Below are 19,544 nucleotides of genomic sequence, written 5' to 3'. Positions count from 1 at the left end.
ATCAGAAGGTAATCGCCGGACTCTAACGCGTGTGCGCCGCTTCGAACAGGCCGCCGAGCAGACGTCCGGCAGCGGTGCTTTGCGCCGACCTTTGGCGCGCGTAGAGTAGCGACATTCAAGGACGTTTCTTACTCCAGCTCTCCGGTTTTCGGACAGGTACACCGTGATGCGCTCGCCCATTTGCAGACAGCCCGCAGGCCTGGCGGCATTCCCCGACGAATGCGCGCAGGTGGGTGGCGAGGGGGCTGCATGACGTTGAACCTGCCGACGCTGGTGGTCGTCGACCTTTACGTCCTGACCCTGGTCGGTGTGCTGATGGCCTTTGCCTGGCACAGCGGCCGACGCGAACCGACCCTAGGCTGCATGAGCGCTGCGCTGCTGCTGGGCGCCCTCGGTACGTTCCTGGGGACCTTGCGCGGCATCGGCGTCGACTGGGTGGCCATCCTGGTCGGCAACGTCATCCTGCACCTGTGTGCGGCGATGACCTGGACCTCCATGCGGGTCTTCGCCGGCCGCGCGGCGAACTGGCCGCTGATCGCGGCTGGCGCCGCCCTGTGGGCGGTGCTCTGCCTGGTCCCGGCGTTCTACGAGTCCCTCGCCGCGCGGGTGCTGGTCAGCACCGCTATCACCATCCTCTATTGCCTGGCGTCGCTCTCCGAACTCTGGCGCAGCCGCCGCCAGCTGGAAGTGGAGCTGCGCCCGACCCTGATACTGCTGGCCTTCCACACGCTGGTCTACGGCGTGCGGCTGGTGGTGGACCGCGGCATGCCGTTCTCCAGCGTGGCGAACAATGGCGAGGGCTCGACCTTCTTCACCTTCCTGGTCTTCGAGACGATGCTGTTCGCCATCGGCATCGCCTTCGCCACCCTGGCGATGGTCAAGGAGCGCGCCGAGCTGCAGTTCCGCAGCGCTGCCCTGAGCGACCCGCTGACCGGCGTGGGCAACCGCCGCGCCTTCATGGAAACCGGCGAGCGCCTGCTGCGCCTGTGCGCCGAGCGTGGCGAGCAGGCCTCGCTGCTGCTCTGCGACCTGGACAACTTCAAGCGCCTCAACGACTCCTTCGGCCATCCCGCCGGCGACCGCGTGCTGGTGGAGTTCAGCCGCATCACCGCCTCGCGGATGCGCAAGCACGACCAGTTCGCCCGCATCGGCGGCGAAGAGTTCGCCTGCCTGCTGGTCGCCGCCGACACCGAGGGTGCCTGCCAGGTGGCCGAACGGGTGCGCCGCGAGTTCGCCGAGCTGCCGTTCATGGCCGAGGGCCAGCTCAGCGTCAGCATTGGCATCGCCACCACGCGCGAGGCCGGGCATGACCTGCTGCGTCTGCTATCGCTGGCCGACCAGGCGCTCTATGCCGCCAAGGCCAAGGGCCGCAACCGCATCGAACTGGCCGCGCCGGAGCCTGGAGCCGACCGGCGTCCACGTAGTTGAGCCACGGCGCAGGTGCTTTCGCGGTAGACTTGCCGCCTTCGAAAATTCGCCGGGAATGCCCATGGCCCTGTCCGCCACGCCCTACAAAGCCGATATCAGCCTGACCGACCTCGACCGCGGGGTCTACGAGACCCTGCGCTTCACCGTTGCCCGCCATCCTTCGGAAACCGAGGAACGCCTGGCGGTGCGCCTGCTCGCCTACGTCATCTGGTACAACGAGCAACTGGCCTTCGGCCGTGGCCTGTCGGACGTGGAGGAGCCCTCGCTCTGGGAAAAGAGCCTGGACGACCGGGTGCTGCACTGGATCGAAGTCGGCCAGCCCGACGCCGAGCGCCTGACCTGGTGCTCGCGTCGCTGCGAGAAGCTGACTCTGGTCGCCTACGGCAACCTGCGCGTGTGGACCACCAAGGTGCTCGACAGCGTGCGCCATCTGAAGAATCTCAACGTCGTCGCCTTGCCCCAGGAGCCGCTGGAGGAAATCTCCCGCGACCTGCCGCGCTCGATCAACTGGACCGTGATGATCAGCGAAGGGACCATTTTCGTCACCGACGAGCGCGGCCAGCATGAGCTGCAAGTGGAATGGCTGATGGGCGAGCGTTAACAGCCCGCGATACCTGCTGTAACCAGGGCGCCGGGATCGGCGCCTGAATGAATCGACTGGAACACCCATGCGCATCGAATCCCGCCCCCTCCCGCAAACCCTCCCCGACCTGGGCGACCTGCCGCCGCTGCTGACCCGCCTCTACGCCGCCCGTGGCGTGCAGAGCGCCGCCGAGCTGGACAAGGGCCTGGCGCGGCTGATTCCGTACCAGCAGCTCAAGGGTGTGGACGCGGCGGTGGAATTGCTGGTCGATGCGCTGGAGAAGGGCCAGCGGATTCTCTACGTCGGCGACTTCGATGCCGACGGCGCCACCGCCAGCAGCGTCGGCGTGCTGGCGCTGCGCATGCTCGGTGCAGCCTGGGTCGACTACCTGGTGCCCAACCGTTTCGAATATGGCTACGGCCTGACCCCGGAAATCGTCGCCGTGGCGCTGGAGAAGCGCCCGGACCTGCTGGTCACCGTGGACAACGGCATCTCCAGCATCGACGGCGTCGCCGCGGCCAAGGCCGCCGGCCTGCGCGTGCTGGTCACCGACCACCACCTGCCGGGGCCGGAGCTGCCCGCCGCCGACGCCATCGTCAACCCGAACCAGCCCGGCTGCGACTTCCCGAGCAAGGCCATGGCCGGCGTCGGGGTGATCTTCTACGTCATGCTCGCCCTGCGTGCCCGCCTGCGTGAGCGCGGCTGGTTCGCCGCGCGCGGCATTGCCGAGCCCAACCTCGCCGAACTGCTCGACCTGGTGGCCCTGGGCAGTGTCGCCGACGTGGTGCCGCTGGACGCCAACAACCGCATCCTGGTGCACCAGGGCCTGGCGCGCATCCGCGCCGGCCGCGCCCGTCCGGGCCTGCGCGCTCTGCTGGAAGTGGCCGGGCGCGACTGCCGACGAATCACCTCCACCGACCTGGGGTTCATCCTCGGCCCGCGCCTCAACGCCGCCGGCCGCCTGGACGACATGTCGCTGGGCATCGAGCTGCTGCTCTGCGAGGACGAAAGCCTCGCCCGCGACATGGCGGTGCAGCTCGACCAGCTCAACCAGGACCGCAAGGCCATCGAGCAGGGCATGCAACGTGAGGCACTGGCGCAGCTCAAGGAGCTGCCGGTGGAGGAGATGCCTTTCGGCCTGTGCCTGTTCGACCCCGAATGGCACCAGGGCGTTATCGGTATCCTCGCCTCGCGCCTGAAGGAGCGTTACCACCGCCCGACCATCGCCTTCGCCGACGCCGGCGACGGCACGCTCAAGGGCTCGGCGCGCTCGGTGGCGGGCTTCCATATTCGCGATGCGCTGGACGCCGTGGCCGCGCGCCACCCGGGATTGATCAGCAAGTTCGGCGGCCATGCCATGGCCGCGGGCCTGTCGCTGCCGCAGGAGCACTTCGGCGCCTTCGCCGCCGCGTTCGATGCCGAAGTGCGCCGCCAGCTGGACGAAGACGACCTCACCGGCCGCCTGCTGTCCGACGGCCAGCTGGGCGCCGAGGAATTCCACCTGGAACTGGCCCGCGCCCTGCGCCAGGCCGGTCCCTGGGGGCAGCATTTCCCCGAGCCGCTGTTCCACGGCATCTTCCAGATCGTCCAGCAGCGGGTGGTCGGCGAGCGTCACCTGAAACTGGTGCTCAAGACCGAATGCGGTTCGCTGCAGCTCGACGCCATCGCCTTCAACATCGACCGCGACATCTGGCCGAACCCCACCGTGCGCTGGGCGGAGGTGGCCTACAAGCTGGATGTCAACGAGTTCCGCGGTAACGAAAGCGTGCAGTTGATGGTGGCGCATATCGCGCCGCGCTGAGCCATTGTAGGAGCGAGCTTGCTCGCGAACGAGCTCGCCGGTTTGTTCCGTTGTCTGGGTGGGTTCGCGAGCAAGCTCGCTCCTACATGGGGCTACTGTGCAGGCGGTGGACTCCGTTTGTGATAGCCCGCATCGCGCTGGACACCATCGCGGACAGAGTCCGCTCCTACGCCGGTGCACGCGCCATGAGGGCGCCATGCCCGTGAGCGCGCGCAAGGCCTGCTCCTGCCGGGGCCTGCCTCTCCGCCGCCCTGGCTACGCGCCCCGCTCCGAAGGGAGAGGGGGCGGATCGGTGCAGGAGGAATCCATGGCGTCAGCCGGCACGGACAGCTCCCTCTCCCTTCAGGGAGAGGGCGGGGAAGAGGGCAGGCCCCGGCACGAACTTTCAGAGAACGACAGTTGCTCCTACCGCTGGGCAGCGCCAGCCAGCGGTGGCCACGAAGCAGGCGTTGGTGCGGGATTGCGTGGCCATGGGAATTTGAGCCGCGCAACGGGGACAAAAGAAAAAGCGTCCCGCTAGACCAAGCCGGCGGAGCGCGGACACCCGTTGCACCGGTGTCCGCGGTGCCAGGACGGATGAAATCGGATACCGGCCGTTTCCCGTGGCAGAGCAATGGCTCGGGGCGCGCTGGGTGGCCTTTTCGATTTCTTTACACACTTTCGCTGCGTGTTTTCCACGGCTCATCCGTCTTGTTATGTGAAGGCGCCCGTTTCGCAACGGAGGCGAGCGGCGCCCAGACAGGAGAACCCCGCATGAACCTTTCCCTTCGCCAGCCAGTGCTGCTGGCCCTGGCGCTGAGTGTTTCGCCCGTGGCCGGCGCGGATTACCTGTGGCTGGAGCGCAGTGCCGGCCAGGGCGCGAAAAGCTATTTCAGCGACCTGCAACCCGGCGAGCATCTGCCGGTGGCTCAGCTGCAGAATCCTCGCGTTGTGTTGGGCGACGGCAAGACCGCGCCGATGAAGGCCGGCGTCGACTCCTTCGCTATCGAGGATGCACCGCCGGGCGACCTGCGCGTCGCCGCCCAGCGCGTGCAGGGCAGTACCCTGACCCTCTATCAGGCGCGCGAAGGGCGGAGCGAAACCCGGGCGCAGAATGATCTGGAACTGGTGCCTACCACGCCCGGCGGCAACACCTTCGCCCTGTACTGGAAAGGCACCGTGGTGCCGGCCTCGCAGGTCAACGTGTACACCTCCGAGCAATGGACCCGCAGCCTGAAACCGGCGGCGGACGGCACGGTCACCCTGGTCACGCCGTTCCCGGCGCGCTACGTGCTGGAGGTTTCCGCGCAGGTCAATGGCGGCGCCAGTGTCGAGGGCAAGCGCTACGACAGCGTGATCCACGTTTCAACGCTGTCTTTCGAGGTGCGCAAATGAGGGCTTCACCACGCGTTGCGATGAAAGCCACTGCGCCGGTGCAGCCGCGTCTGCCGCGCCCGGCCCGCCAACTGCTGGAACATGCCGGCCTGCGCAGCAGCCTGCCGCGGCTGACCATCCTCGATGCGCTGGTCATCTGCGGCAAGGCCACCGCGGTCGAGCTGCACGCCTACCTGGAGGAACCGGGGCTGCCCATCTCCCTCAGTTGCGTCAGCCAGACGCTGCGCCGGCTGCACCTGTCCGGCCTGCTCGAGCGCGACCGCAGCAAGCGCTACAGCCTGGCAGCGGGCGCGGCAGCGGTGATGGGCGAGTCGAGCGAGCTGCACTAAGGGGCCAAAATCCCCGTAGGAGCGGATTCATCCGCGATCCGGCCGGCAGGCCGGCTTGGCGCTCGGCCGACTGTCCCGGCTGCGCCGGGATTTCGCGGAGAAGCTCCGCTCCTACAGGAGCAGCTGCGCCGATTCTCCCTGTAGGAACGGGCCATGCCCGTGACCGCGCGCAAGGCGCGCTGCCGTCCCGCTCCGAAGCAAGAATTGATGTAGGAGCGGATTCATCCGCGATCCGGCCGGCAGGCCGGTTTGGGGCTCGACCGACTGTCCCGGCTGCGCCGGGATTTCGCGGAGAAGCTCCGCTCCTACAAAAGCAGCGCCGATTCTCCCTGTAGGAACAGGCCATGCCCGTGGCCGCCTTCAGGCCGCTCCGTCAGTCAGCGGCGGCTGCCATCGATCATCGGAACCTATCCTTAGGCGATCCCGGTCTACAGTTGAAATGACACGTTCTGAAGAACCAAGGGAGTGCCACCATGAGCCAGTTGTTCGAGCCCCTGACCCTGCGCCAACTGACCCTGTCCAACCGCATCGCCGTATCCCCCATGTGCCAGTACTCTGCCCAGGACGGCCTGGCCAACGACTGGCACCTGGTGCACCTGGGTAGCCGCGCCGTCGGCGGTGCCGGCCTGGTGATCGTCGAGGCGACGGCGGTTGCGCCGGAAGGGCGGATCAGCGCCGAGGACCTGGGCATCTGGAATGACGAGCAGGTCGAGCCGCTGCGGCGGATCACCCGCTTCATCGAATCCCAGGGCGCGGTGGCCGGTGTCCAGCTGGCCCACGCCGGACGCAAGGCCAGCACCTGGGCGCCCTGGCTGGGCAAGCACGGCTCGGTGCCGATCAGCGAGGGCGGCTGGACGCCGGTGGCGCCTTCGGCCATCGCCTTCGACCCGCAACACACCGTGCCCATCGCCCTGAGCGAAGAGCAGATGGCGACCATCAAGCAGCAGTTCGTACGAGGCGCCGAGCGCGCGTTGGCCGCCGGCTTCAAGATTGCCGAGGTCCACGCGGCCCACGGCTACCTGTTGCACCAGTTCCTCTCGCCGCTTTCCAACCAGCGCCGCGACCAGTACGGCACCTGCTTCGAGAACCGCATCCGCTTCCTCCTGGAGGTGACCCAGGCCGTCCGGGCGGTGTGGCCGCAGGAGTTGCCGCTGTTCGTGCGCCTGTCGGCCACCGACTGGGTGGAGGACGGCTGGAACCCCGACGAGACCGTGGAACTGGCGCGCCGCCTGAAAGACCTGGGCGTGGACCTGATCGACGTATCCTCCGGCGGTACCGCGGTGAACGCCGAGATTCCCGTCGGGCCGGGCTACCAGACGCAGTTCGCCGAGCGGGTGCGCAAGGAGGCGGGCGTTGCCAGCGGCACCGTGGGGATGATCACCGAGCCGGTGCAGGCCGAGCACATCCTGCGCACCGGGCAGGCGGACCTGATCCTGCTGGCCCGCGAACTGCTGCGCGACCCGTACTGGCCGTTGCACGCCGCCGATGAGCTGGGCGGCCAACCGGTGCCCTGGCCGGCGCAGTACCTGCGCGCCGCGCAACGCGGTACGCCCAAGCGCAAGGCCTTCGGCCAGGCGTGAAACGAAAAAGGGTCACGCGTGCCAGGCCGCGTGACCCTTCGGTTCGGTTCAGTGGGGATCACTCGACCGGGTGGTCTTCCTTGACGCTGACGATGCCCTTGAACAGCGCTGCGGGGGGCAACGCGGTGAAGGGCCGTTTCTTCGCGTCGCGCTGATCGCTCAGCGGCGTGCCGTGGCTGTCGCTGAGCGTCCACACGGTATTGGCGAGCTTCAGCGAGTACGCCAGTGGTGCGCCATCCTTGATCACCCGCTGCGGGCCGCGACGTTTGAGGGCATAGAGGGTCACCTCATAGCCGTCGATCAGGCCCTCGGCGTTGCGGCTCGATGGCACCAGGCGCGCATAGTTGAGCACCGGCGAATCCGGCAGGCGGCCAATCACGTGCTCGCCCAGTTCGCCATCGGCGTATAGCGGGTAATGCACGGGCGCCGCAGGCGCGCTGACGTCGAGCACGTGGAGGAAGCCATAGCGCTGCCAGTCCCCTACGCTGAACAGACCGCTGCCGGGCCCGGCAATCACCCAGTAGTGCTTCTTCGGCAGGCTCACCTCGAGCAGGCGGGCGTGTGGCATGTCCAGGCGCGGAAAGTTGCCCCAGGGTGTCGCGTCGGCGTCGAAGCGCTTCTGCCCCATCGTGATCGACGCCCCTTCGGCACCCACCAGCAGATAACCCGGCGCTTTCGCGATGGCGCTGCGATAGAGCGTGGCGTTGCCGGCTGGCTTGCCGTCGAACGCGCCACCGCGCACGTTGATCGAAATCGCCTTGGCATCCCAGAGGTTGTCGATAGCCGCCACCAGGCTGGCATCCGCTGCGGCATGGCACAGGGGCATGACGCCAAGCAGGGGCAGCGCGAACAGGTAGCGGCGGAGCCGGGAGTGAGACTTCATGGTTGCCTCGCGGTCGGGGAGGATTCAGCGGCGGGCGGCCTGGACAAACGCCGGCCCCCACATTGGGTGCGTCGATTCGGCCGTGGTCAGGTGGAACGTCGGGTCGATCTGCAGGGCGCGCTCGAAGGCGAAGCGGCACTGGATCGGGCGCTCGCTGACGCAGTAGGTGAACGCCAGGTACTTGAGCGCGGTGAGTTGCACGCGGGGCTCGCTGTGCCAGATCGCCGGCGCGAGGAAACGTTGTTCGGCCTGGTCGTAGTCACCGTCTTCGTACAGGCGCAGGCCTTCCGCCAGGGCGAGGTCGCCCGAGCTGGTCGGTGCGGCGATCACCGGTTCAGCCGCGGGCGTTTCAACGGTCGTCTGGCAACCGCTCAAGGCCAGGAGAGCGATCAGAAGCGGCAACGGCAGGTGGCGTGGAAGGTTCATCATGCGGTCCGAAAGCTGGAAAGGGGCGCGCCAGGGCATTACTGGAACCTGTGTTGCAGGGTCACCGACTGCCCGGCGGAGATCGCCAGGGACTGGCTGTAGCTGGGCAGCCCCGGGTTGCGCAGTTCCACCAGGTGGATGCCCTGGGTCAGCTGCAGCTTGAGCAGCGGCGGGCTGATGCCGCGCTTCACGCCATCGACCCAGACTTCGCCCCAGGGCTTGAGGGTGATGGTCAGGGTTCCCGTCGCGGCGGCTGGCGCACTGCGGCTGGCCTGGGCTTGCGGCTTGTTGCCGGCCGTGGCGGCCTTGGCGGCGGCGCGGTGCGGCGGTGTGGGGACGGCCTTGGCGATGACAGGCGGGGTGGCCGGCGGCAGGGTGGCGAGCGGAGCGTCGGCGCTCGCATTCGGTGGTACCGCTTCGGCGCCGGGCACTGTCGCAGCCGGCGCAGGCGTGGGGGCCGCCAGCGCCTGGGGCGGTACGGCGTCGATCGGTGCTGGCGCGGTGGCAGAGGTGTGTGCGACGGCCGCCTCAGCGCTGGGCGCCGGTAGGGCGTGAGTGGGGAGCAAGCGTTTGGGCAACGGTGCGGTTTGCGGGACAGATGGCTGCGGAGCCGTGGCAAGCGCAGCCGTCGAATGTGCGGCGATTTCCGCGCTCGGTGGCGTTGGGGCCGACGTGGCAGCGGGCGCTGCGGCGGACGTCACGTCGACAGCTCCCGATGGCGCGGGATGAGCCGGCAGCACGCGTTTGGGCAGCGGTGCGGGCGGCATGACGATTGGCGGCGAGGCGCTGGCGAGGTCGGGCGCCGTGGACTGGGGAGCGACGTTCCCGGTGTCACGCGGCGTCTCGGCAGTGACGGTGGCGGATGACGGTGTGGCCGCCGCGTCGGGGTGGGCGGCAACCGTGGCGGCAGGCAGGCTTGCGCTATCGCTGGTCCAGGGTTTCCAGAGGGCGAGCAGGAGCGCGGTGAGCAACGTGCCGAGCAGTACGCCGCCGATCAGCGGGCGGTTCAGTTTCGATGCGGCGCCACCCCGGCGGACCACCGATCCATGGGGGAACTTCGGCGCCGGAACGGTCGCCCGCACGACGGCGGTCTCGTCCGAAGGAATGACGCCGGCATAGGGAATCACCGGGTGGTCAGGCTCTGGTTCCGCGGCGGGCTGTGGTTCCGGCTCTGCCACGGGCGGCTCGACGTTGTAGGCGGTGCCGCCCATTTCCCAGGGCGATGGTTCGTGCATCGGCGCGGCGGCGGTGTCATCGGTCTCGTCGTCGCCGAGCAGGCGATAGCGCCGGACGTGAACGTCCGCGCCGGCATCGGTGTGGCGCGGAAAGGAGCTGGGGCCGAAGGGCTCGTTGCCCCGGGGGCCCTGCGGGCGCAGGCCGTGGGCGGTGTAGAGCGTGTTGAAACCGTCCTCGTCGTGGGCTGCCGAGGGCTGGGCGTCGTCGGGGAGGGCCGCTGCCGGAGTCGAACGATTCAGGGAGGTCCGAGCGTCGTCAGGTCGGGGAGTGTTGGCAGTCGGTTCCATGCGCGTTGTGTCTTCAGGAAGTTGAAGCAGTCATTCCCTGTTCTCGTCCTTGAAAAAACGCTCTTCATGACGACAAGAAAGAATTCGGCGTTTCGATGGGGTGGCCGCGGATCATAGGTAGTCGATTTTTTTCGTTCAAACCTGCACGGGGGTTTGCCCTGTCACTGCGGGGAATTGAGCATCAAGTCGCGCTTTGCCGTCCCGTGCCGTGAGGTCGGAGGCCCGCCGCTCATAGGCTGCGATCCGGGCGAGCCGCCGCGTGGCGCTGGCGGAAGATGACCAGGAGGTCAGGAAAAGAAATGAAATGTGATATCTGTCGCAGAGTGGCGTTGTGATGCTACGCTCAGCGTGCTGGCGCAAGGAGTGCGCAGCCCCCCACACAGCCTCACTGGAGCACGCATGGACGCCTCCGCAACGCCTGCTGTCATCCCCCAATCGGAAATCGCCCTGCTGGCGAACATCCTCGCTCTCGCCACCCGCAACATGTCCAACCTCAGCGCGCTGATCACCCAGTTGTCGGTGGAGCTCGGGCACAGCCCCGACCCGCATTTGCAGCGCGTGGGCCAGCGGGTGCTGGCGGACGTGGACGTGCTGGCGAAATCCCTGGATACCCAATGGGAGCTGATTGGCGCCCTGGCGCGCTTCTGTCCGCTGCTGTCGCGCACGCCGCTGGTGAAGCCGTCGCTGGTGACCGAGATTCATATCACCGAGTTGCCCCAGCGCGGGTAGGTCGAGGCCGGGTTCGCGAGCAAGCTCGCTCCTACAGCACCCCGCCTCCGGAGCCTGCCTTTGTAGGAGCGAGCTTGCTCGCGAGCGCCGCGCAGCGTCACAACACGGCGTTCACTCGCCGGCCTGTGCCAGTTCGAAACTCATCATCAGTGCCCAGGGTGCATCGCTGTCGCCCACGCGGATGGGCTGCAGCAGGTGCACGCGGCGGCCCTTCACCTGTTCCCAACTGCGGCCCTGGGCGATGGCGCTGCGCGCTTCCTGGGGCAGTTCGCCGGCCTTGTCGCCCAGGCGCTGGATGTCCGCGTGGGTGACATAGACGCCGGCGTTGGAGAGCAGCGCATACCGGCCGTTGCCCATGGGCGTCAGTTGGCCGAGGCTTTCCTGCAACTGCTGGAGGGTGTAGTCGGCGCCGAGGATGCCGAGGAAGCGGCCGTTCGCGAGCATCGGCGACATGAAGGACGTCATCAGCACCGTGCTGCCGCCGACGCTGTACTCGTAGGGCTCCATGAACACGTCGCGGCCCTTGTCCCGCGGGACCTGGTACCAGTCGCCGCTGCCGTCGGCGCGGTCGTAGCCGACCAGGCACTCGCGCTGGGCCACACCGCTGCCGCGGTGCCAGTAGGCCATGAAGCGACCGCTGGCGTCGTGGCCCGGGGCATCGACGAACTCGCTGTCGCGGCCGTCGAAGGCGTTGGGTTCGCAGCCGCAGGCGAAGGCCAGCAGCTCGGGGTTGCGGGTCAGGTATTCGCGCATGACGGCGTCGATCTGTTCGCGCTGCGGGCCGAGGTTGCGCGCCTTCATGCCGAGGATGAAGTGCTTCAGGCCATAGAGCGCGGTGGCCATCACGGCGAAACGCGCTTCCAGGCGCTGCGCCTCGCTGGCCAGCACCACGCGGGCGGTATCGAGCAGGCTGGAGTGTTCGGCCTGTTCGACGTCGGCCAGGGCGCGGGCGCTTTCGCTCTTGATCGAGGCGACGACGTTGCCGATGTCGGCGGTGGCGTTGGCCGACTGGGTGGCGAGGCGGCGCACCTCGTCGGCGACCACCGCGAAGCCGCGGCCGCTTTCGCCGGCGCGGGCCGCTTCGATGGCGGCATTGAGGGCGACCAGGTTGGTGTTTCGGGCGATCTGCTTGATGACGTCGGAGACCTTGCTGATCTCGGTCCAGCGCACGTTGAGGTCGGCGATCAACTGCTTGACCTGGTCGATGGTGGAGCGGGTGCTGGAGCTGTCTTCGGCCGTGGCGGGCCGTGGTTCGAGTGTGATTGACATGGCGTGGGACTGCTGTGACGGATGAGGGCAGGGGGGCGAGGTCTTCTTTCTGGTTATGTCGGCCGCGCCCGCAGGCGTGGCCGATGGTGCTCCCTGTAGGAGCGGGCCATGCCCGCGATCGCGCCCATGGGGCGCTCCTACAAGGGCAGCGTGGGAGCGAATTCATCCGCGATGGTCGGCAGCCGAGGCCGGCCCATCGCGGACGGAGTCCGCTCCTACGAAAGCTGCACGACCGACCAACGCGCGGACGGTCGCAATCCGCTTACCAGCCGAGCTGCTTGTGCAGGCCCAGGGCGTCGTAGTAGTCGCCCTGGTAGACGATCTTGCCGTCCTTGACCTTCACGTAGCTCACACCGTCGAACGACAGCGGCTTATTGGTCGCCGGGGTCTGGGCATCCCAGGCGCCGGTGTTGGTGCCGCTGAAGGTCCACTGGAAGGCGATGCCATCCTTGTCGACGATGGGCTTGCCGTTCATCTTCCACGTAAGATCCGGAACGGCCCCCACGAACACCTTGATCACATTGTCGCGCGCGGCGTCGCGGCCCTTCTGCGGGGTGCCGACGGTGACGTCGAAGTACTCCGCATCCTTGGCCAGGTAGCCGGCGGCCTTCTCGGCGTCGTGGGCGTTCCACGCGGCCATGTAGGCATCGACGATCTGTTTGGGCGACTCTGCCGCCTGGGCCAGGCCGGCGAGGGTGAACAGCGACAGCAGGTAAAACGCTCTGGCGAGGTGACGCATGCTTGCCTCCGTTGCGGGCGTGCCCGCGGGTTGTCGGCCGGACGGCCGTTCAATGTGGCGCCACGCTCAGGCATGGCGCCGGGTTCCTCAGGACAGTTCACCCACCGCGCGCCAGGCCTCGTCGATGGCCGCGTGGGCGTAGGCGTCCCAGGCGGCGTCGGAGTTGGCGATGGTGACGTTGCCGACTTTGGTGCGCGCCAGGTTCTTCAGTTTTTCGCTCTCCTCTTCCTCATCGAAGAGGCTGTTGGAGAAGTACGAATAGCCGTGCGACCAGCGGTTGATGGTGATCGCCTGGATGTCCTTCTGATGGTCGAAGCCGGCCGGGCCGAGCATCGCCTGCAGTTGGTCGCGGATCTGCGATTCCATCTGCTCGAAGCTCATCGCGTAGAGCTTGCCGCGCCCGACGCGGGCCTGGGTGCGCGCGTCCATGCCGCTGTTCGGGCTGGTGGGCACGTAGACCATGTGCAGGCCGATTGGCTGGTTCGGGTCGCGCGGGTGGCTGTAGCCGCCGATGTCCACCGGGTAGTCCAGCTTCACGCGGCTGTAGGGCTGGCTTGGTGCGTAGATCTCGTGTACGCCCAGCTTCATGAAGCTCTGCCAGTTGCGGATCACCACCTTGGTGTACACCAGCGGGAACTTCACGTTCTGCGCCAGGGCGTGGCTCTGCTCGGCGGAAAGGTCGCGCAGGAGGTAGGGGATGATCATGTTGTAGCAGGCCAGCACGCAGTGTTTTGCGCGCACACGGTGCAGGGCGCCGGCGCGGCTGTAGCCGACGTCCACGCCGCCGTCGCGGTTCTTCACGCTCACGGCAGTGCTGTTCAGGCGCAGGCGCACGGCGTTCTTTTGCTGGTCCAGCTTCGAATAGTCGAAGGTGGCCAGGACGATGTCGTTCATGTCCTTGCCCTTCGCCACGCCCGGAATCAGGCCACGCACCAGCAGGCGCGCCAGCGAGGCGTTGCCGTCGGGGAAGTGGTAGATGTACGGCTCTTCCATCTCGGCCTTGGCTTCCTCGCTGATGGGCGCAAGGTCCATGCCGGCGAAACCGGGGAAGCCGACGGAATAGGCCGAGTCGGCGGAGACGGCGTCGATGCTCAGCGCCGAGAAGTCGTTGGTGCGGCTGAGGAAGTAGCGGGTGGCGGCTTCGCTCAGGCCCACGTCCTTGCGCAGGAAGTCCTGGTAGCTGGTCTTGGTCAGGTGCGCTTGCTTCTCCTCGCGGGTCTTGCCGGCGAGGTAATCCTTCGGCGCCTCGTGCAGGTCGATCAGCGCCTGGCGGTCGGCCTCGGGCAGCGGGAAGTCGGCGATGAAAGCGCGCCAGCTGCGGGCGTTGAGTTTTTCCGGGGCGATGTCGTCGGCCACCATCGGCGTCGGGTCGCCGGACACCAGCTTCGCTTCGCCGAAGCCGGCCTTGTCGAAGAACACGCCGCGGGACAGGCCCAGGTTCGGGTAGAAGTCGCGGTCGAAGGCAGTCTGGAAACGGTCCACGTCGACGTTGAGCTGCTTGAGCAGCGTATTCACCGTGTCGCTGTACAGGTGCTTGGGCGACTGGAAGGCTTCGCTGCCGCCGTAGCCGAGGATCATCCGGCCGCCGGCCTGGAATTCGTTGCGCTTGGCGTGGCCGCCGAAGTCGTCGTGGTTCTCGAGGATCAGCACGCGCGCCTTGGGGTGCTTCTGCCGATAGAACCACGCCGCGGACAGTCCGCTGATGCCGCCGCCGACCACCACCAGGTCGTACTGCTCCTCGATCTTCAGGCCATCGGTGTCGAACACCTTCTTCTCCCAGCCCATCTGGTGCGCGACCTCGAACGCGCCGGGATGGCTGCCGCGCAGGCCGGTGAGGGCGGGCGGATAGTAGCGGCCGGAGGGGGCCGCCTGGAGCAGTTGCAGCGGGGTGAGGCCCGCGCCGATGGTGAGGGCAACGCCGTTGAGGAAGTCGCGGCGGGTGATGGTCATGGGAAGTCCTTGCAAGGTGATGGCCCGGGGCAGGGCTGTCCTGGTTTTACCCTTCCCTCCGGAAGGGGCTGCGGCATGCGTGGCCGCGCGGCGGTCCCGGTCGAGCGGGTGCCGCAGGACCACCGGACCTCGGTCCGGCGGATGCTTTTCACTGAACTACTGGGCCTAGCGAGCTAGAGCGCAGCAAGGCGGAAGGTGGTTCGGGCCCAGGAGTTTACGAGTAGTAAATGACTGGGCACGAACCACCTTCCAACGCAGCTCCGCCGACGCGCAGCAGGCCGTATCACCAATCAGTGTTTGATCATGACGTGGCGGATGGCTGTGTAATCTTCCAGGCCGTACATCGACATGTCCTTGCCGTAGCCCGACAGCTTCATGCCGCCGTGGGGCATCTCGGTGGTCAGCATGAAGTGCGTGTTGACCCAGGTGCAGCCGTACTGCAGGCGGGCGGACAGGCGATGGGCGCGGCCGATGTCGCTGGTCCACACCGAGGAGGCCAGGCCGTAGTCGGAGTCGTTCGCCCAGGCCAGCGCCTGCGCTTCGTCCTCGAACTCGGTGACCGAGACCACCGGGCCGAAGATTTCGCGACGGACCACTTCGTCGTCCTGGCGGGCGCCGGCGAGCACGGTCGGCTCGAAGAAGAAGCCCGGACGGTCGGCACGCTTGCCGCCGGTGACTACTTCGATGTGCGGCACCTGGCGGGCGCGCTCGACGAAGCCGATGACGCGCTCCAGGTGCTGCTCGGTGATGACCGGGCCCAGCTCGGTGTTCGGGTCGTCCTGCTCGCCGTACTGGATGCTGGCGACCGCTTCGCCGAGCTTCTGCACGAACTTGGCGTAGATGCCCTTCTGCGCGTAGATGCGGCAGGCGGCGGTGCAGTCTTGCCCAGCGTTGTAGAAGCCGAAGGTGCGGATGCCTTCCACGGCGGCGTCGATGTCGGCGTCGTCGAAGATCAGCACCGGGGCCTTGCCGCCCAGTTCCATGTGCATGCGCTTCACGGTGTCGGCGGTGCCGGCGATGATGCGGCTACCGGTGGCGACCGAGCCGGTCAGGGAGACCATGCGCACTTTGGGGTGGGTGGTCAGCGGCTCGCCGACGCTCGGGCCACGGCCGAACACCAGGTTGACCACGCCGGCGGGGAAGATGCCGGCCATCAGTTCGGCCAGGCGCAGGGCGGTCAGCGGGGTCTGCTCGGAGGGCTTGAGCACCACGGTGTTGCCGGCGGCCAGGGCCGGGCCGAGTTTCCACGCGACCATCATCAGCGGGTAGTTCCACGGTGCGATGGAGGCGACCACGCCCACCGGGTCGCGGCGGATCATCGAGGTGTGGCCCGGCAGGTATTCGCCGGCGGCGGAGCCTTGCATCACCCGGCAGGCGCCTGCGAAGAAGCGGAACACGTCGGCCACCGCCGGCAGTTCGTCGTTCAGCGCGGCGGAGTAGGGCTTGCCGCAGTTGTTGGATTCCAGGCGGGCCAGCTCCTCGGCGTTGGCGTCGATGGCGTCGGCCAGTGCCAGCAGGAGCAGGGAGCGGTCTTTGGGCGCAGTCTGCGACCAGCTGTCGAAGGCGGCGTCGGCGGCCAGCACGGCAGCGTCGACCTGGGCCGGGGTGGCCTCGGCGATCTCCACCAGGGTGGTGCCCAGGGAGGGGTTCAGGACGGCGAGCTTCTCGCCTTCGCCAGCGACCAGTTGGCCGTTGATCAGCAGGTTGGTTTGCATGGTTGAGTCCTCTTGGTCAGGAACGTGGTGCAAATTCGGTTGGGGTGTTTCTTGTTAAGGGCCTGCCGGTTGTCATGGCCGGCGGGCCTGAGGGGTTCTGTTGATATCGGTGCCGCGGGTTTCCCTCACCCCAGCCCTCTCCCAGAGGGAGAGGGAGCTATTCGTGCCGGCCGAAACCCTGGTTTCCTCCTGCACCGGACAGTCCCCTCTCCCTCGGGAGAGGGCCAGGGTGAGGGGCGCACGGCACCCACGTTACTTGCCGCTCCCCGCCACGCCTTCGCCACCCTTGGTCAGGTAGTAGGCGCCGAGGATCGGCAGCATGGTCACGATCATCACCAGCATCGCCACCACGTTGGTCACCGGCACGTCGCGCGGGCGGCCCAGCTGGTTGAGCAGCCAGATCGGCAGGGTGCGTTCATGGCCGGCGGTGAAAGTGGTGACGATGATCTCGTCGAAGGACAGCGCGAACGCCAGCATGCCGCCGGCCAGCAGCGCCGAGCCGAGGTTCGGCAGGATCACGTAGCGGAAGGTCTGCCAACCGTCGGCGCCCAGGTCCATCGAGGCTTCGATGAGGCTGTGCGAAGTGCGGCGGAAGCGCGCAATCACGTTGTTGTAGACGATCACCACGCAGAAGGTGGCGTGGCCGATGACGATGGTCAGGAAGCCCGGCTCGATGCCGAGGGTCTTGAACGCTGAGAGCAACGCGATGCCGGTGATGATGCCGGGCAGGGCGATCGGCAGGATCAGCATCAGCGAGATGCCTTCCTTGCCGAAGAAGTCGCGGCGGTACAGCGCGGCCGCGGCCAGGGTGCCCAGGAGCATGGCGATCAGCGTGGCGACGCTGGCGATCTTCACCGACAGCTCGATGGCTTCGAGCACGTCCTGGCGCGCGAAGGCGACGCTGAACCAGTGCAGGGTGAAGCCCTTGGGCGGGAAGCTGAAGGCCGCGTCCTCGGTATTGAAGGCGTACAGGAAGATGATCAGGATGGGGAAGTGCAGGAACACCAACCCGCCCCAGGCGGCTGCTTTCAGACCCCAGGAAGCCTGCCCTTGAGATGAAGAGTCAGAGTGCATCGAAGGCTCCTAAGCGTTTGACGATGGAGAGATAGACCGCGATCAGCACGATGGGCACCAGGGTGAAGGCGGCGGCCATCGGCATGTTGCCGATCGCGCCCTGCTGGGCGTAGACCATGCTGCCGATGAAGTAGCCCGGCGGGCCCACCAGCTGCGGCACGATGAAGTCGCCCAGGGTCAGGCTGAAGGTGAAGATCGACCCGGCGGCGATGCCGGGGATCGACAGCGGCAGGATCACCTGCAGGAAGGTCTGCCGCGGGTGCGCGCCGAGGTCGGCCGAGGCTTGCAGCAGCGACGGCGGCAGGCGCTCCAGGGACGCCTGGATCGGCAGGATCATGAACGGCAGCCAGATGTACACGAACACCAGGAAGCGCCCGAAGCTGGAGGTGGACAGGGTGTTGCCACCCACGCCGGGAATACCCAGCAGCAGGTTCAGCACAGGCTCCAGGCCCAGGTGCTGGACGAACCACATGGCCACGCCGCCCTTGGCCAGCAGCAGGGTCCAGGCGTAGGCCTTGACGATGTAGCTGGCCCACATCGGCATCATCACGGCGATGTAGAAGAACGCCTTGGTCTTGCCGGTGGTGTAGCGCGCCATGTAGTAGGCGATGGGGAAGGCCACCGCGCCGCTGGCGATGGACACTGCGACCGCCATCAGCACGGTGCGCTGGATGATGTCGAAGTTGGAGCCACTGAGCAGCGAGCCGAAGTTCGCCCAGGTCAGCTCCGGCGTCACCGTCATGGTGAAGTCGTCGAAGGTGTAGAAACCCTGCCACAGCAGCGTCAGCAGCGAGCCGAGGTAGATCGCGCCGAACCACAGCAGCGGCGGCACCAGCAGCAGCGAGAGGTACAGCGTCGGCTTGCGGTAGAGCAGGTTGCACAGGCGGCGCAGCGGGCCACCGCTGGCCTGCGGCACCGGAGCATTCATCGTCAGTTCCATGTCACGCGCCCTCGTGCAGCACCACCATCGCCTCGCGCGCCCAGCGAGCGGTCACGCGCTGGCCCGGCTGGTGGGCGTGGTCGATGTCGGCCCACTGGCTGTTGGCCTGGCTGAGGCAGAGGTTCTGGCCGTTGTCGAGACGGATCTCGTAGCGGGTCGCCGCGCCCTGGTACTGGATGTCGTGCAGCAGGCCGCTGATCTCGATGTCCGAGGCGTTGCGCTCGCCAGTGGCGAAGCGGATGTGCTCGGGGCGGATGGAGAAGGGCTGGGCGTTGCCGGTGAGGTTCTGGGCGATGTCGCCGCGCAGCACGTTGGAGGTGCCGACGAATTCCGCCACGAACGGCGTGGCCGGCTTCATGTAGAGGTTGCGCGGGGTGTCGACCTGCTCGATGCGGCCCTTGTTGAACACGGCCACGCGGTCGGACATGGACAGCGCTTCGCTCTGGTCGTGGGTGACGAAGATGAAGGTGATGCCCAGCTGGCGCTGCAGCTTCTTCAGCTCGCTTTGCATCTGCTCGCGCAGCTTGAGGTCCAGCGCGCCGAGGGGTTCGTCCAGCAGCAGTACGCGCGGGCGGTTCACCAGGGCGCGGGCCAGTGCCACGCGCTGGCGCTGGCCACCGGACAGTTGCACCGGCTTGCGCACGCCGTAGCCGCCCAGGGCGACCATGGAGAGGGCTTCTTCGGCGCGCTTCAAGCGTTCGGCCTTGCCGACGCCTTTCACCTTCAGGCCATAGGCGACGTTTTCCAGCACGCTCATGTGCGGGAACAGCGCGTAGTCCTGGAACACCGTGTTGACGTCGCGCTGGTAAGGCGGCAGGCCCGCGGCCTCCTCGCCATGGATGCGGATGGAGCCTGCGCTGGGTTGCTCGAAGCCGGCGATCAGGCGCAGGCAGGTGGTCTTGCCCGAACCCGAGGGGCCGAGCATGGAGAAGAACTCGCCGTCCTTGATGTCGATGGACACCCGGTCAACGGCCTTGACGTCGCCGAACTGGCGGGAGACCTGGGTGAATTGAACAGCGGGAGTGGTCATGGTGCACGCTCCAAGGGGCAGGAATCCGGCGTAGGGGCGCCCTGCCCGTGAATCTGAGATACGGGTGAATCGATGCGATCGGATGGATGCCGTGGTTCGCCGGGAGGCGGTCCGCACGGGGCGGGTTCGCGAGCAAGCTCGCTCCTACAGGGAGTGCAGCTTTTCGTAGGA

At 67.4% G+C, this 19,544-nt stretch carries 17 protein-coding genes and 1 pseudogene; 7 read left to right on the top strand and 11 right to left on the bottom strand.

Features of this window, described 5'->3' with window-relative positions:
* Nucleotides 1-249: 249 nt before the first annotated feature.
* From N0B71_RS01360 to N0B71_RS01335, 6 genes are all read left to right on the top strand, one after another.
* Nucleotides 250-1,428 (top strand): GGDEF domain-containing protein, encoded by a 1,179-nt coding sequence (locus N0B71_RS01360; protein WP_259756754.1) that lies wholly within the window; start codon nt 250-252, stop codon nt 1,426-1,428.
* Nucleotides 1,429-1,489: 61 nt separating this feature from the next.
* A complete protein-coding gene (locus N0B71_RS01355) occupies nt 1,490-2,029 on the top strand; it encodes a YaeQ family protein (RefSeq protein WP_259756753.1) in 540 nt (179 codons plus the stop codon).
* A gap of 67 nt (nt 2,030-2,096) precedes the next feature.
* Nucleotides 2,097-3,812: a single-stranded-DNA-specific exonuclease RecJ gene (gene recJ / locus N0B71_RS01350; protein ID WP_259756752.1), complete on the top strand. Its 1,716-nt coding sequence runs from the start codon at nt 2,097-2,099 to the stop codon at nt 3,810-3,812.
* Between the two features lie 753 nt (nt 3,813-4,565).
* Nucleotides 4,566-5,186: a hypothetical protein gene (locus N0B71_RS01345; RefSeq protein WP_259756751.1), complete on the top strand. Its 621-nt coding sequence runs from the start codon at nt 4,566-4,568 to the stop codon at nt 5,184-5,186.
* Nucleotides 5,187-5,206: 20 nt separating this feature from the next.
* Nucleotides 5,207-5,515 (top strand): ferric uptake regulator family protein, encoded by a 309-nt coding sequence (locus tag N0B71_RS01340; protein ID WP_259756750.1) that lies wholly within the window; start codon nt 5,207-5,209, stop codon nt 5,513-5,515.
* Nucleotides 5,516-5,988: 473 nt separating this feature from the next.
* Nucleotides 5,989-7,095 (top strand): NADH:flavin oxidoreductase/NADH oxidase, encoded by a 1,107-nt coding sequence (locus N0B71_RS01335; RefSeq protein WP_259756749.1) that lies wholly within the window; start codon nt 5,989-5,991, stop codon nt 7,093-7,095.
* A gap of 58 nt (nt 7,096-7,153) precedes the next feature.
* On the opposite strand, the gene N0B71_RS01330 is transcribed toward N0B71_RS01335, so the two are convergent.
* Genes N0B71_RS01330 through N0B71_RS01320 form a run of 3 tightly spaced genes read right to left on the bottom strand, consistent with a single transcriptional unit; the run spans nt 7,154 to nt 9,927 of the window.
* Nucleotides 7,154-7,978 carry a hypothetical protein gene (locus N0B71_RS01330; RefSeq protein ID WP_259756748.1) on the bottom strand — a complete coding sequence of 275 codons (825 nt, stop codon included), beginning with the start codon at nt 7,976-7,978 and terminating at the stop codon, nt 7,154-7,156.
* Nucleotides 7,979-8,002: 24 nt separating this feature from the next.
* Entirely contained in the window at nt 8,003-8,404 is a 402-nt protein-coding gene (locus N0B71_RS01325; protein WP_259756747.1) for a TssQ family T6SS-associated lipoprotein, read from the bottom strand.
* A 38-nt stretch (nt 8,405-8,442) separates the two neighbouring features.
* Nucleotides 8,443-9,927, bottom strand: a complete 1,485-nt coding sequence (locus N0B71_RS01320; protein ID WP_259756746.1) for a hypothetical protein — start codon at nt 9,925-9,927, stop codon at nt 8,443-8,445.
* A gap of 399 nt (nt 9,928-10,326) precedes the next feature.
* Here N0B71_RS01320 and N0B71_RS01315 point away from each other — a divergent pair, with 399 nt between their 5' ends.
* Nucleotides 10,327-10,656, top strand: coding sequence for a hypothetical protein (locus N0B71_RS01315; RefSeq protein ID WP_259756745.1), 330 nt, complete (start codon nt 10,327-10,329; stop codon nt 10,654-10,656).
* A 111-nt stretch (nt 10,657-10,767) separates the two neighbouring features.
* On the opposite strand, the gene N0B71_RS28200 is transcribed toward N0B71_RS01315, so the two are convergent.
* From N0B71_RS28200 to N0B71_RS01280, 8 genes and pseudogenes are all read right to left on the bottom strand, one after another.
* A complete protein-coding gene (locus N0B71_RS28200; RefSeq protein WP_442964700.1) occupies nt 10,768-11,598 on the bottom strand; it encodes a cache domain-containing protein in 831 nt (276 codons plus the stop codon).
* A gap of 33 nt (nt 11,599-11,631) precedes the next feature.
* Nucleotides 11,632-11,925 (bottom strand): annotated as a pseudogene (locus N0B71_RS01310) (methyl-accepting chemotaxis protein); the annotation flags it as partial.
* 262 nt (nt 11,926-12,187) lie between these two features.
* Nucleotides 12,188-12,664 carry an ester cyclase gene (locus N0B71_RS01305; protein WP_259756744.1) on the bottom strand — a complete coding sequence of 159 codons (477 nt, stop codon included), beginning with the start codon at nt 12,662-12,664 and terminating at the stop codon, nt 12,188-12,190.
* An 87-nt stretch (nt 12,665-12,751) separates the two neighbouring features.
* Nucleotides 12,752-14,614, bottom strand: coding sequence for an NAD(P)-binding protein (locus tag N0B71_RS01300; protein ID WP_259756743.1), 1,863 nt, complete (start codon nt 14,612-14,614; stop codon nt 12,752-12,754).
* Nucleotides 14,615-14,904: 290 nt separating this feature from the next.
* Nucleotides 14,905-16,329 (bottom strand): gamma-aminobutyraldehyde dehydrogenase, encoded by a 1,425-nt coding sequence (locus tag N0B71_RS01295; RefSeq protein WP_259756741.1) that lies wholly within the window; start codon nt 16,327-16,329, stop codon nt 14,905-14,907.
* 252 nt (nt 16,330-16,581) lie between these two features.
* Nucleotides 16,582-17,403, bottom strand: a complete 822-nt coding sequence (locus tag N0B71_RS01290) for an ABC transporter permease (RefSeq protein WP_054908253.1) — start codon at nt 17,401-17,403, stop codon at nt 16,582-16,584.
* Nucleotides 17,393-18,343, bottom strand: a complete 951-nt coding sequence (locus N0B71_RS01285) for an ABC transporter permease (protein WP_259756738.1) — start codon at nt 18,341-18,343, stop codon at nt 17,393-17,395. The genes N0B71_RS01290 and N0B71_RS01285 overlap by 11 nt, the downstream gene beginning before the upstream one ends.
* 1 nt (nt 18,344) lies before the next feature.
* On the bottom strand, nt 18,345-19,373 hold the full coding sequence (locus tag N0B71_RS01280; RefSeq protein WP_259756735.1) for an ABC transporter ATP-binding protein: 1,029 nt from the start codon (nt 19,371-19,373) through the stop codon (nt 18,345-18,347).
* Nucleotides 19,374-19,544: the final 171 nt, after the last annotated feature.

Source organism: Pseudomonas sp. GCEP-101 (assembly GCF_025133575.1).
GTDB classification, from domain to species: Bacteria; Pseudomonadota; Gammaproteobacteria; order Pseudomonadales; family Pseudomonadaceae; genus Pseudomonas; species Pseudomonas nitroreducens_B.
Note: the sequence above shows the minus strand (reverse complement) of the source record. Positions and strands in the feature narration are given on the sequence as shown.